12 protein-coding genes and 1 tRNA gene are annotated in these 12,297 nt (G+C 40.7%); 6 read left to right on the top strand and 7 right to left on the bottom strand.

Annotated features, from left to right (window positions below; genetic code table 11):
• Positions 1–36 precede the first annotated feature (36 nt).
• A complete protein-coding gene (locus ITJ88_RS05320) occupies positions 37–1,878 on the bottom strand; it encodes a putative bifunctional diguanylate cyclase/phosphodiesterase (RefSeq protein WP_370567762.1) in 1,842 nt (613 codons plus the stop codon).
• Between the two features lie 145 nt (positions 1,879–2,023).
• Here ITJ88_RS05320 and ITJ88_RS05315 point away from each other — a divergent pair, with 145 nt between their 5' ends.
• Complete coding sequence (locus ITJ88_RS05315; RefSeq protein ID WP_195864846.1) at positions 2,024–2,653, top strand: FMN-dependent NADH-azoreductase; 630 nt, start codon at positions 2,024–2,026, stop codon at positions 2,651–2,653.
• A gap of 136 nt (positions 2,654–2,789) precedes the next feature.
• Here ITJ88_RS05315 and ITJ88_RS05310 read toward each other — a convergent pair whose 3' ends face one another.
• The 4 genes from ITJ88_RS05310 to ITJ88_RS05295 all read right to left on the bottom strand — a co-directional run bounded on the left by ITJ88_RS05310 (position 2,790) and on the right by ITJ88_RS05295 (position 5,669).
• Positions 2,790–3,665: a helix-turn-helix domain-containing protein gene (locus ITJ88_RS05310; protein ID WP_195864845.1), complete on the bottom strand. Its 876-nt coding sequence runs from the start codon at positions 3,663–3,665 to the stop codon at positions 2,790–2,792.
• A gap of 47 nt (positions 3,666–3,712) precedes the next feature.
• Complete coding sequence (locus tag ITJ88_RS05305; protein WP_195864844.1) at positions 3,713–4,609, bottom strand: helix-turn-helix domain-containing protein; 897 nt, start codon at positions 4,607–4,609, stop codon at positions 3,713–3,715.
• 12 nt (positions 4,610–4,621) lie between these two features.
• Complete coding sequence (locus ITJ88_RS05300; RefSeq protein ID WP_195864843.1) at positions 4,622–5,509, bottom strand: helix-turn-helix domain-containing protein; 888 nt, start codon at positions 5,507–5,509, stop codon at positions 4,622–4,624.
• A gap of 89 nt (positions 5,510–5,598) precedes the next feature.
• Positions 5,599–5,669 (bottom strand) — tRNA-Thr (locus ITJ88_RS05295).
• Positions 5,670–6,107: 438 nt separating this feature from the next.
• Between ITJ88_RS05295 and ITJ88_RS05290 the strand changes: the two genes are divergently transcribed.
• Together ITJ88_RS05290 and putP are read left to right on the top strand one after the other, a co-directional pair.
• The gene (locus ITJ88_RS05290) at positions 6,108–7,283 is read left to right on the top strand and encodes a MalY/PatB family protein (protein WP_195864842.1); all 1,176 of its coding nucleotides are present in this window, start codon (positions 6,108–6,110) and stop codon (positions 7,281–7,283) included.
• Positions 7,284–7,543: 260 nt separating this feature from the next.
• Positions 7,544–9,016 (top strand): sodium/proline symporter PutP, encoded by a 1,473-nt coding sequence (gene putP / locus ITJ88_RS05285; RefSeq protein ID WP_064299697.1) that lies wholly within the window; start codon positions 7,544–7,546, stop codon positions 9,014–9,016.
• Positions 9,017–9,071: 55 nt separating this feature from the next.
• Here the strand turns inward: putP and ITJ88_RS05280 are convergent, their stop codons facing one another.
• Both ITJ88_RS05280 and ITJ88_RS05275 read right to left on the bottom strand, forming a co-directional pair.
• Entirely contained in the window at positions 9,072–9,863 is a 792-nt protein-coding gene (locus ITJ88_RS05280; protein WP_230088533.1) for a class I SAM-dependent methyltransferase, read from the bottom strand.
• A 41-nt stretch (positions 9,864–9,904) separates the two neighbouring features.
• On the bottom strand, positions 9,905–10,219 hold the full coding sequence (locus ITJ88_RS05275) for a hypothetical protein (protein WP_023468579.1): 315 nt from the start codon (positions 10,217–10,219) through the stop codon (positions 9,905–9,907).
• Positions 10,220–10,423: 204 nt separating this feature from the next.
• On the opposite strand from ITJ88_RS05275, the gene ITJ88_RS05270 reads away from it, so the two are divergent.
• From ITJ88_RS05270 to ITJ88_RS05260, 3 genes are all read left to right on the top strand, one after another.
• Complete coding sequence (locus ITJ88_RS05270; RefSeq protein ID WP_195864840.1) at positions 10,424–10,906, top strand: GNAT family N-acetyltransferase; 483 nt, start codon at positions 10,424–10,426, stop codon at positions 10,904–10,906.
• 125 nt (positions 10,907–11,031) lie between these two features.
• A complete protein-coding gene (locus ITJ88_RS05265; RefSeq protein ID WP_029341956.1) occupies positions 11,032–11,730 on the top strand; it encodes a queuosine precursor transporter in 699 nt (232 codons plus the stop codon).
• A gap of 59 nt (positions 11,731–11,789) precedes the next feature.
• Positions 11,790–12,146, top strand: a complete 357-nt coding sequence (locus tag ITJ88_RS05260; protein WP_195864839.1) for a PilZ domain-containing protein — start codon at positions 11,790–11,792, stop codon at positions 12,144–12,146.
• Positions 12,147–12,297: the final 151 nt, after the last annotated feature.

The raw sequence follows: 12,297 nt of genomic DNA, 5'->3' as shown, positions 1-12,297 counted from the left end.
CGCCTGTTTACTTTCTTTTTTTGATATATCATATCGTCAACCTTCTCGATACATCGTCAAAAAGTGTTCTAATTGTCTTGGTTGTAACGGGCGATGGAAGAGATATCCTTGCAACGTATGACATCCCAGTCGCTCGAGCAATGCCGCCTCTTCTTCCAACTCAATCCCTTCAGCTACGATTGTCATATCTAATCGCTTCCCTAACTGAATGATCGTCTCGATCATCGCTCGTTTTTTCTCTGAATGAATGGCTTCTTGAACGATTTCTTTTGGAATCTTCAATTGATCGAACGGTAACTCCACTAATGATTGCATTGATGAAAAGCCTGTTCCGAAGTCATCGAGCGCAATCCGGATCCCGTATAAATGGAGGGCATTTAATGTCTCGATGATTTGCTCTGTTCCTTCAATGAAGATATGTTCTGTCATCTCGATTTCGAGTAATGATGGAGGAAAGCCAGACTGTTTTAAGATCGCCAATACGCGATCCATAAAATCAGATTGACGTAATTCCCACGGTGAGACATTCACGGAAATCGTTAACGGCTCCTTCCCCTCTTCCAACCATGCTTTTCCTTGGAAACAAGCTTGACGCATGACCCAAACGCCTAATGTCTCAATGAAACGTGTCCGCTCCGCAAGCGGAATGAACTCATTTGGCGGAACGAGACCATATTCCGGATGATTCCAACGAATTAATGCTTCGACTCCTGTAATTTGACGTGTCCGCGCATTGACCTGAGGTTGAAATAAAATAAAAAAGTCCCGATCCAGCTCTGCATCGTACAAGTCGCGTGTTAATTGAAGCGCCCGTTTTCGTTCATTTTGTGTCGCTAAATCTGTAATGGCATACGTATTTTTCCGATTGGATTTAGCTGTGAACAAGGCAATCTCCGCATCATTAATGACATGGTCCGTCGTTTCGTCATTTACATAGGAAACACCGATACTTGCAGTGACGTTAATCTGTTTAAAGTCAATTTGAACGCGCTCTGATACACTCGATAAAATATCGTCACAAAGAGTTCGTGCATCGTAATGGTTTGGAGCATGCAGTAAAAAAGCACTTCCACTCGCTTTCGCAATCGTAAAATCCGGAAAGCGATTCATTAATCGACGACCAATGATGTGCAAAGTGCGGTCACCTGTCCGGTAACCAAAAGCATCATTGACGGTTTTAAAATCATCCAGATCAACAAGACAAATCATGTCGCCTTCTCGTTTTTTCTTGTCCACTTCTATGACAAAAGAAGAACGGTTCGACAAACCTGTCACAGGATCCGTAAATGCTTGTTCTTGTAAACGTGCTAAGTAGTCAATATTACGTTCAAGACGGGTGACGTATTGATTGTGGATCAATAAACTGATGATCGTCGCAATTAAGATAAGTCCAATTCGTGCGATATGATCAGATGCAAACATCGTAACGTTTTCTAATGAAGGGGTTTGATACCAGATATAGAGCAGGGAGATCGTCGTGATGCTCGTTGCGTATAACAACATCGTTCGGTTAATAACAACAAGAGACGCTAAAATGAAAAGTAGCGCGCATGCCCAAACGGACTGAACGCCTCGATCAATGAATGGATAATAAATATAAGGAATTAATAAGAAAATACTCGACATCATATGTGGCTTCAATCGATCCGACAATGTACTTTTACCAATGAAATATTGCACGATTCCAGCACTTGCAATGACGATTGCTCGCACCCAATCGGCTCCATCTAAACCGGAGCGACTAAATATATTCGCCACAATGTATAAAACGGCACCACAACTCGTCAACACAAAAATGATCATCCCGAACAACTGATAATTTGCCCGAATTTCTCGATGATATTGCAGACTATCGGAAGAACGTCGCTGTGTATTCACCGCCATCCCCTCTTTCTAGTTCCTGTCGTTTATTTTCCTTATCAGAACCAAAATAAAACCTGAATTTTCTAAAAATAATAAAATGTGGAGAAGTCATGATTTTGAGCAGAATGGGAATAGATAAGTATAGAAAGGAGTAATGTTTATGTCACATTTACTATTCATTGAAGCGAACGATAGCACACATCAAAAAAAAGGCATTAGCTCTGAATTGAACGATGCCTTTTTGAACGCGTATCGCAAATCACATCCGGATGATACAGTTACGGTTTTGAATTTATTCGAAGAACGTCTTCCCTTCTTTGACTTGAAACTTGCGAGCGCAGCAGGTCGTCTCTTTAAAGGCGAGGAATTAACTGGAGAGGATGCGACACATGCACAGCGACTTCAGGAGTATTTAAACGGTTTCTTAGATGCCGATAAGGTCGTCTTCTCATTTCCGATGTGGAACTTGACGGTTCCGGCACCGCTGCACAATTATATGGATTACCTTGCTCAAGCTGGTCAAACATTTCGATATACGGCAGAAGGTTCAATCGGACTTGTTGAAGACAAACAAGTCCTGTTGATTCATTCACGCGGTGGTGATTACTCGACGAAAGAGAAAGCACCGAGTGAACACGCTGTTCGCTACATGCTCGATCTATTAGCATTTTTCGGAATTGATGATGTATCGACTGTCATTCTCGAAGGACATCAGCAATACCCGGAACGTGCCTCTGAATTAATCGAACAAGCACTGCAAGAGTGCCGACAATTCGGTCGTAAGTTTTAAGTGGGGAAGAATCTTCGCTGAAACTAAAAGTGACCTAAGAAATGACCATCTTCTATTTGAAGACTCTCTTAAATACCTTGTCCGGTGATTTTTAGACCGACAAGGTATTTTTTAGCACCGATAAGCATTTTTATAATTAAAGTACAAACAATATATACTGTTCTTTCATACGAAGAATCATCTTTTTCCGAACGTCGTGTTCAAACGCATGAAACAGTGCATAGGCGACTGAGTACTGTTTTTGGAGTGTTGTATCTTTCTCACCTAGATGTTCATTATATTGAGCGAGTTGATAATAGAAATGCCCGAATAAAAATGTATGATTATGTTTCAAGCATAACTCATATCCTTTTTTGGCGATGACAATGCTTTCCTCAGACTTTCCTTGGTACTCAAGAATCTGACAATGGTTGAAGTAAATTTTCAACAGCGCATTTAGATGGGTAGTGGACTGAAGAACTTCAATTTCATTTTCTAATTCCTGATACACGGATTCCGTTAAATGAAATAGGTCCTGCTCTGAATACATATTCGCAATCGCCATCTTGATTCGAATGAACAATTGAATGGACTGAGACCAGACTTCTTTTTCAATCAATAAGTTGCTGAGTAGGCTTGCAGCTGTCCGAAAATCGATTCGATTTTGCTTTAGTTCAATGATCGTCTTGATGTAGCTTTTTAAAATGTCGACTTCGACGATGCTATCCTTTTCTTGCTGGTGAATTCGCTCTAACGCCTCTTTATATTTCTCTTCTCGAAGCAAATCGGATAAGAATCGATCTAGTTGAAAGAACTTTTCCTCATCGGTATGTTCTTGAAATAATAAAGAGATGGGAACTTGCAACCTTACAGCAAGTTGTTGTAATAAATCAACTGTCGGAGAATTTAAGCCGTTTTCAATTTTACTGATTTCAGCCTGACTACATAAATCAGCACATAGTTCTTTTTGAGAATACCCCTTTTGAACACGAAATCGTTTTAAGTTTTCTCCAATTGGATTAGCTTTAACCATTCTATCAAATCCTCCAAATATCTTAAAACGTCTCACTGTGTTTTGAATCATGCTTCGTGTTTAAAGGTATACTCAAAAGTAAACAATAAATGTTCTTTCTTTAGGTCAACGACTAATTGTTTCGTCGTTTGAAATTCAAATGCGTGTAACAATGTATAAGCTATCGTATATGTCTTTTGAAATAAAGCGTTACCGACAGCTTCTTGATAATTTCCTAATTGAAAATAAAAATGCCCTAATAGAAAAGTCTGTTGAGAATCTAAGCATAAATTAATTCCTTTTTGAATAAACACGTTCGCTTCTTCAAATAAATCTTGATATAAAAGAATTTGAGCATGATTAAAATAGATTTTTATCAAAGAAGTGATATATTGGGAACTTTTGAGTTGCTCTAATAGCGTTTCAATATCGGAATAAGTACCCGTAGTTAAATGATATAACTCATGTTCAGCATATATATTTGCAATTGCCGTTTTAATCCGAATGAATAACGAAATGGATTCGTTCCAAACATCATACTCGTTTAAAAGGTTACTTAATAAGGAAGTGGCTGTTCTAAAATCAAATCTATTTTGTTTCATCTCCACGATGATTTTAAAGTAAGCACTTAATATGATTAAATTCATATTCTCTTTATGATCATACTTTGAAATGAATTGTATGACTTGATCAAAATTCTCTTCTCGAAGTTGATCTGAAATAAATTTATCAAAAAAATCTATTTCTTCATTAGCTTGAGGATTCTCGAATAAAAGTGCAATCGGACTATTTAAACGAGCAGCAATTTTTTGCAATAATTCTACGGTTGGTGAATTTAAGCCGTTCTCGATTTTACTAATCTCAGCTTGACTACAAATACCCTCACATAGTGCTTGTTGAGTCAATTGCTTTTCGATACGCAATTGTTTGATTTTTGCACCGATTGACGAAGTTAAATCATCCATCTTTATCTTTCCTCACTCACTTTCATCTACAGGAAATAGCAATAGATCTGATAAATGTGTTTCAAGAATTTTTCGGTATGCGTGATTATTCGTCGCAGTGAAAAATGAGTAAGCAATTGTATACGCTTCTTTAATACTTTTCTCGGAAGCGTTTAACGCTTCTAAAAAGAAGCCTTTTTGATAATAAAAGTGACCAATGTATGTTAAATCTTCTAGCTCTTTGGTTTCTTTTATCGCGTGTTCAACTTCTTTTAACCCTTCCTCGAATCGCTTTAACCGATATGTGTTACGTAAGTAATTATATATGATTTTCATTTTAATTTTTTTATACTCGCGTGTACGGTAAGGTAGTTTTAATAGCGCTTCATAAATTTGATGAGAATGCGTGTAATCATCATGATTCGTATATAAAACAGCAATTGCCATCTGAATTCTGGTATAGAGAAGAAATGACTTTTCAACTAAACTTTCTTCAATGACTAATTTTAATAACGCAGAAATACATGTTCTAAAATCGATGTTTCCTTTTTCATGTAATAACAGCTTTTGATGATATCGAATTAACACTTGAATTTCAAATTCAGTATTTGATTTTGCATATTCTTCTAAATCCTTCTCCATAGTTGAGTAAGTTTTCTCTCTCATATGACGCAACATTCTTTGATCAATTTCATTTAACTTTTGTGAGACGATTTCATCTTCAAAAAACAATGAAATCGGAATGCGTAGTCTTCGACAAATCTGCTGTAACAAATCAATCGTTGGGGAATTTCGACCATTTTCAATTTTACTGATTTCAGCCTGACTACAAATTCCTTCACAAAGTGCTTTTTGTGTCATTCCTTGTTTTTTTCGTTCTTGCTTGATTTTATCACCAACAGAATGAATGACTGGATGCATAGAGGTCACTCCTCAAATCAAAAATATCGAACTCATGAAAAAAGTCTTCCGTTTCAAGTATATATCACTTGAGACGGAAGACGTGTCTATGCTTCCGGCGAGAATCGAACTCGCACTGCAGCATTACCATTGCTGAGGTCTGCCATTAACCTACGGAAGCTTGTAAAACCTGATTCTAGTATAACTTATAAAAAAAGACAAAACAAGAAGTCGATGCTTTTCAGCTCAACTTCTTGTCACTAATTTACAATGTAGTTTTCGTTAACGAGTTATCATAGACGACTAAAACTGAATAATGTTCATCCGCTTTAGACGCAACGAATGTTGAAAATTTTAATGTAATGATGGCGTTTGATCCGACCCCATTATTTTCAAAAAATTCATTTAGTCTCTCCTCTAATTCCTCAGGCGATCGCCCGACGACTACTTTAGAATGCAACATGATCATCACTCCGTTTCGTTATGGTAGGTTCGAGTTTAATAATTACCTGATCGTATAAATGTTAAACCTTTATTTTTTTCAACTTGCCCCACACTCTCTCTATCCGCTATGGTGAAATGGAGTCATTCAACTATTGAAGAACAGGAGTGAAGTCTGATGGAACAAATCAATTTTGATGAAACGATCGAGAAACGAAATACAGGATCCGTCAAGTGGGACGGGCTCCCTTCGCTATATGGATCAGACGAGCTGATTCCGATGTGGGTCGCCGACATGGACGTCCGTCCACCACACCATTTGACAGAACGATTGACTAGACGTGCTGCTACAGGTCATTTCGGTTACTCGATGTTTGAAGACGAAGCCAAACGAGCAATTCAACAATGGTTTCAAAAGCGATATGACGTCACAATCACTACTGATTCCATTCTCTACTCAAGTGGTGTCGTTCCAGGACTTGCACATACGGTCCTCGCATTGACGGAACCGAGTGATGAAATCATCATCCAGACACCGGTCTATCCTCCATTTCATCAAATCATTCAGTCTAATCAACGACAACTCATTGAAAATCCGCTTCTTTTAGACGGTGAGACATATCAGACAGACTTTCCACTTCTCGAACGGCAAATGCGAACAGCACGTATGATGATTCTTTGTAGCCCGCATAATCCAAGCGGTAAAGTTTATCCGAGAGAAGAATTACAACAAATCGTCGAACTCGCGAAGCAACATGATGTTTATCTTGTATCCGATGAGATTCATGCGGACCTCGTCTATACAGGTTCCGCTCACACCCCTATTCTCGATTTGGATTATGAAAAACTCATTTTAGTGAGTGCACCATCCAAAACGTTCAATATTCCGGGGCTATATGCGTCTTATTTGATCGTACCTGACATCTCGATTCGTCAACAGATCGAGCGTATCCAGCAACGTCATTTCGTTCACCCGAATGCATTAGCTTCGACTGCGATTACAGCAGCGTATGGAGATGTTGCGAGTGAGCAATGGCTGTCACAATTACTTATGTATTTAGAAGGAAATCGTGACCATGCCATCCGTCGGATTCGCCAAGAAATGCCAAAATTAGACGTTGTCATTCCAGAAGCAACTTTCCTGTTGTGGATCGACTTTAAAGCACTCGAACTAGATAGTAAAACACGATCCGATTGGCTCGTCAAGGAGGCAAAAATCGCTTTAACGCACGGTTCTTCGTTTGGATCTGGCGGAGAAACATTTGAACGTTTAAATATCGGCTGTCCTCGTGCACAATTAAATCAGGCATTAGACCGTTTAAGCACCGCATACCAACGGTTTTGGACCAATTAATAAAACATAAATGATCCTAATTTATTGGGATCATTTATGTTTTATTTAATTATTCAGAATATTTCTAATTGATGAACTTTAACAGGGACTAAAACCGTCCCAATCCCTTAAGGCACTAGGCATGGCGGCACTTTTCATGAAAATGAAGTGACTTGCAAAGTCGTTTTATCCCCTGTAAGGTGGGGAACATATCATTTGGCGAACAAGGCAATACATGCTTGATCGCTGAAAAAACTATTGCATTTGGAGGATTTTACTTTATGACGCAAGAATGGATTTCGATCATCCTGTATCTTGTTCTCATGTTGGCAATCGGTTATTTTGCCTACAAACGAACGACGAATACAGAAGATTACATGTTAGGCGGACGCGATCTCGGTCCAGGTGTCACAGCACTCTCTGCTGGTGCATCGGATATGAGTGGATGGATGCTCATGGGACTTCCCGGCGCCATGTATGCAACAGGTGTATCAGCCCTTTGGCTCGCACTCGGTTTATTGATTGGATGTTACGTAAACTATATCGTACTCGCACCACGTTTCCGTCTCTATACGGAAATGGCAAATGACTCAATTACGATCCCTGACTTCTTAGAGAATCGTTTTGAAGACAAATCACGCGTGCTTCGTACCGTATCAGCACTCGTTATCATCATTTTCTTCACGTTCTACACATCAGCTGGAATCGTATCTGGCGGAAAATTGTTCGTCAGCTCATTTGGATTTGATTACCACTATGGTATGCTCTTGACGATTGCGGTCGTAATCGCCTACACACTTTTCGGCGGTTTTCTCGCAGTTAGTTGGACCGATTTCGTCCAGGGCTGTATCATGTTCGTCGCACTCGTTCTCGTACCGATCGTCGCATTGACAGACGTTGGTGGAATCGACGGTGCGTACAATTACGCTGAAAACTTAGATCCTACACTGTTTGATCCACTTAAAGGAACGACGATTCTTGGAATCATTGGATTCCTTGCCTGGGGACTTGGTTACTTCGGTCAACCCCATATCATCGTCCGCTTTATGGCGATTCGTTCTGTTAAAGATTTAAAAAGTGCTCGTCGCATCGGGATCGGCTGGATGTTCGTCTCAATCATCGGTGCGATGATGACAGGTCTTGTCGGAATTGCTTATTTTGAAGGACAAGGCAATGGACTCGGTGACCCGGAAACAGTCTTCATCCGTTTCTCGGATGTACTATTCCACCCGTATATCACAGGATTCTTAATGGCTGCGATTCTTGCAGCAATCATGTCGACGATTTCATCACAATTACTCGTTACTTCGAGTGCGTTGACAGAAGATTTTTATAAGACGTTCTTGAAAAAAGACGCATCAGATAAAGAACTCGTCCTGACAGGTCGAATTGCTGTTCTTGTCGTTGCCGTCATCGCAAGTATTCTCGCGTGGAATCCGTCAGCGACGATTCTTGCACTTGTCGGTTATGCATGGGCTGGATTCGGTTCTGCCTTTGGTCCGATCATCTTGCTTTCTCTCTACTGGAAACGGATGACGAAGCAAGGTGCACTGGCTGGTATTATCTCAGGTGCCTTGACTGTCATCATCTGGGTTCAACTCGGACTTAGTACGACGCTTTATGAAATGGTACCTGGATTCTTCACAAGCTTGATCTTTACGGTCGTTGTCAGCTTGATGACGAAACAACCGGTCAATGCCGTTCAGGAAACGTTTGAAGAGATGGAAGACGAATTAAAAGACGCTGTTCAATAATCAGCGAATAACAAAAAAGACCTCTGCCGAAACATCGGCAGAGGTCTTTTTTGACTTACAGTTCAATCACGCCATAATGCAACTTCGACGTTTTCCGCTTTGTTCGTTCGAACCCAAACCGTTCAAACAAGGGACTCTCATAATGTGCTTTTAAAACGATGCGCTGACGTGCCACACGCTTCGCCTCTACCATCGCTTCCTCGGATAAGGCTTCATAATTCGCAAGCGTTCGTAGAGCGTCGAGATGCGTCGATTCTTCGACGGTCTGTTCGAACATGGGATCAAAATAGATGACATCAAAGGAATTATCCGGACATTCTTTCAAATAGGTGAGATGGTGTTTGACTTTCACTTCAATTCGTCGCATCGCTTGATTGATCGGTTCGTAGGATTCTTCCCATCGTTTTAATCCGTTCTTGATGACAAATGCTGTCTCAACCCGGCTTTCTAAGCCGGTGATCCGCCCTCGCTCTCCGATGGCATGACTCATGACGATGGCATCTGCTCCAAGACCAAGTGTGCAGTCAAGCACACGCATCCCTTCCGATAAGCGTCCGATTGTAACGAGAGGATCGCCTCCTCCTGCATCAATTTGTTTGATACGAAACACCGCACTCGAAGGATGGAAAAAGAACGATGTCGTCTCGCCTAGTGGATATAAATCAAGTCGCTGTTTATCGACGACAAGCACCGGTAATCCTGTCTCCTGTTGCAAGTGTTCTATGCTTTTTTTCTGACGCACGACGTAGATAAAATGTATCGTCTCATCCGCTAACAACTGCTTCACACGATGATGCACGTCGTCAGTCGGACGAAGACATGTCGTCAGTCCAATGGTTGGTTTCATAATGTGTTCCTCCATAAAAAAATAAGCTAGCCGGAGCTAGCTCATTTCTTTTTCTTCAATAATCCTTCGATATCTTCAATCAATGCTTTTTTCGAAATCAGGTCTTCTTGCTTTTCCTGTTCGACTTTTGCATCGACCGTCGTCCGCTTCATGAGTGCTTGAAGCGTCTCATCGATGCTTGACTTCAAATGATCGCGGTCTTCTTTATTAAGGGAAAGATCATGTTGAACTTCATCCCCTTGTTCATCTAATTGGCGTAAGCGTTCCGTCAATTGTTTCGCTTCACGATTCAAGTCCGAATACAATCGTTCGATTTGCTCTAGACGCAATTTGATTCCGTCACGTTCTGTGAACACGTTTTCCAGCCCCTTCCAGTATGCAGTTGTCTACATCATTACTTTACCATATTCCGAGGTAATTAAAACAATCACAAGATGATTACAGAATGACTTTTTTTAGATTTCTTCCTGCGGATCGATTCCAGTTAATTTTTGCAATTGCACAGAGGGTATCGCTATAATGTAAACGAAGCATCAATTGGGATGAGGGAGGATTTTGTGATGGAATTGAGACGTCGAACATTACGTCATGTCGATCAAGCTGAGTACGATCATTTCTTGAAGTATGGCGAGCAAGCATATGGACTGACTCCGCAAGAAATCAAAGGGTATGACCATGAGCTTGGAGAAGAGCGGGCTTTTGATTCCGTCGAGCACAGTTATCCTGAAGATTATTACTTTGATATCGTTGAAGCGGATACGATCGTGGGGCGGGTTTTGCTCTTAAAAATGGGTCACTACTTCCAACTCGACTTCATGGTGTTTGATCCCTATACGCGTCGGGGTCTAGCTACTCAAGCAGTTGCTGAAGCATTGACGTATTCTGGGGTACTAAATCGTCACGAAGTACGCGCGCGTGTCCTTGAACAATCACCGCACGCTTCGTTTGCAAAACGTATTTTAGAAGCGAATGATTTTACATCGACAGAGAACTATTACGTCAAAGGAAGACGTCGTCGGTACTCGCTGCAACGAATGGGCTAAAGACCGTGCGAAAGACCATGAAACTCATGGTCTTTTTTTAATGCCCTCATCGCTTCATCACCTTTGACAGTTGATCGATTTCAGCGTACAATTTTCATCTGTATGAACAGAAAGGAGTACATCTCATGAACGAATGGTTATGGATCCCTTCCATTTTCTTAACGATGGGATTATTGATTTTCAGTTATTATTTATTTGGTAAGACAGGATTGTTGATGTGGATTGCCATCGCAACAATCATTGCAAACATCCAAGTCACACAAACCGTCGATATTTTTGGTTTCGTCTTTACGTTAGGGAATGTCGTATATGGCAGTTGTTATCTAGCGACAGATATCCTCAATGAAAAATACGGAAAGCAGGTCGCTCGTAAAGGCGTCTATATGGGGTTCTTCTCCCTGATCACGACGACCGTCCTGATGCAGTTCAGTCTTTTATATACACCACTTGCTGATAAGGCTGCACTCGAAACATCCGATTCCTTGCATTTATTGTTCGGACTCTTACCATGGATTGCTGTCGGTAGTCTTGCCGCTTATCTTGTCTCGCAACTATTCGATGTCTTTATTTATTCAAAGATCCGTCAGAAGACAGGCGAACGTAAACTTTGGTTACGGACGACAGGGTCAACTGTATTAAGTCAATTGCTTGATACGTTGACGTTTTGTGCGATCGCCTTTCACGATATGCCCTTCTCCATCTGGTGGCAGATCTTCATTACGACGTATCTCGCGAAATTCGTCGTCGCTTGGTTCGCGACACCATTCATGTATTTAGCAAAACGTATCCACCCAACGAAACAATCGACAGACGCTGCTGCATGACCTAAAAAAAACTAGAAGACTTGACGAAATTGTCGGATAATGGGATTGGAGGTGCCTACATGAAAATCAAACGGAATGAACCATTTCGATATACGCTTAAAAAACCAATAACAGGTGAATTTCATTTATTGAAAAATGACCAGCGTACTCCTAATGGATTGATGAAAATCCATAATATCTCACCGAACGGACTAGCAATCAGCACAGAACTAAAACTTCCACTCCTCAAATCAATGAAAATTGTTGTTGAATTCTCATTGATTGAGGGTCAAGAACCTTTGTGCATCGAAGGTCAGCTATTGCATGAGAAGCCAGTGGGTCCCGAAAGACTGTATGGCATCCGCCTCAATCCGTCAACGACTGATCGTGATACGATCATCGCTCAAGTTAAACAAGTCGCTCAATTGGAGCGATAATTTATAAGGAAAGGGTGGCAGAATGATGATTTGCCACCCTTTTCTCGTAAAAAAATGATGCGTCTCACGCAACTTCTATAGGAAACAGCGCATTTATGCGCTTCAGAGACAAACAAGACCCGGTTTCCTGCTTCATTCAAGCAGGAAACCG

Origin of the sequence: Exiguobacterium abrahamii (assembly GCF_015645365.1) — a bacterium.
Taxonomy (GTDB): domain Bacteria; phylum Bacillota; class Bacilli; order Exiguobacteriales; family Exiguobacteriaceae; genus Exiguobacterium_A; species Exiguobacterium_A abrahamii.
Note: the sequence above shows the minus strand (reverse complement) of the source record. Positions and strands in the feature narration are given on the sequence as shown.

Bases quoted from the DNA above. Each gene is read 5' to 3' on its own strand.
- ITJ88_RS05315 (WP_195864846.1), top strand. From the start codon at position 2,024: ATGTCACATTTACTATTCATTGAAGCGAACGATAGCACACATCAAAAA.
- ITJ88_RS05310 (WP_195864845.1), bottom strand. From the start codon at position 3,665: ATGGTTAAAGCTAATCCAATTGGAGAAAACTTAAAACGATTTCGTGTT.
- ITJ88_RS05305 (WP_195864844.1), bottom strand. From the start codon at position 4,609: ATGGATGATTTAACTTCGTCAATCGGTGCAAAAATCAAACAATTGCGT.
- ITJ88_RS05300 (WP_195864843.1), bottom strand. From the start codon at position 5,509: ATGCATCCAGTCATTCATTCTGTTGGTGATAAAATCAAGCAAGAACGA.
- ITJ88_RS05290 (WP_195864842.1), top strand. From the start codon at position 6,108: ATGGAACAAATCAATTTTGATGAAACGATCGAGAAACGAAATACAGGA.
- putP (WP_064299697.1), top strand. From the start codon at position 7,544: ATGACGCAAGAATGGATTTCGATCATCCTGTATCTTGTTCTCATGTTG.
- ITJ88_RS05280 (WP_230088533.1), bottom strand. From the start codon at position 9,863: ATGAAACCAACCATTGGACTGACGACATGTCTTCGTCCGACTGACGAC.
- ITJ88_RS05270 (WP_195864840.1), top strand. From the start codon at position 10,424: ATGGAATTGAGACGTCGAACATTACGTCATGTCGATCAAGCTGAGTAC.
- ITJ88_RS05265 (WP_029341956.1), top strand. From the start codon at position 11,032: ATGAACGAATGGTTATGGATCCCTTCCATTTTCTTAACGATGGGATTA.
- ITJ88_RS05260 (WP_195864839.1), top strand. From the start codon at position 11,790: ATGAAAATCAAACGGAATGAACCATTTCGATATACGCTTAAAAAACCA.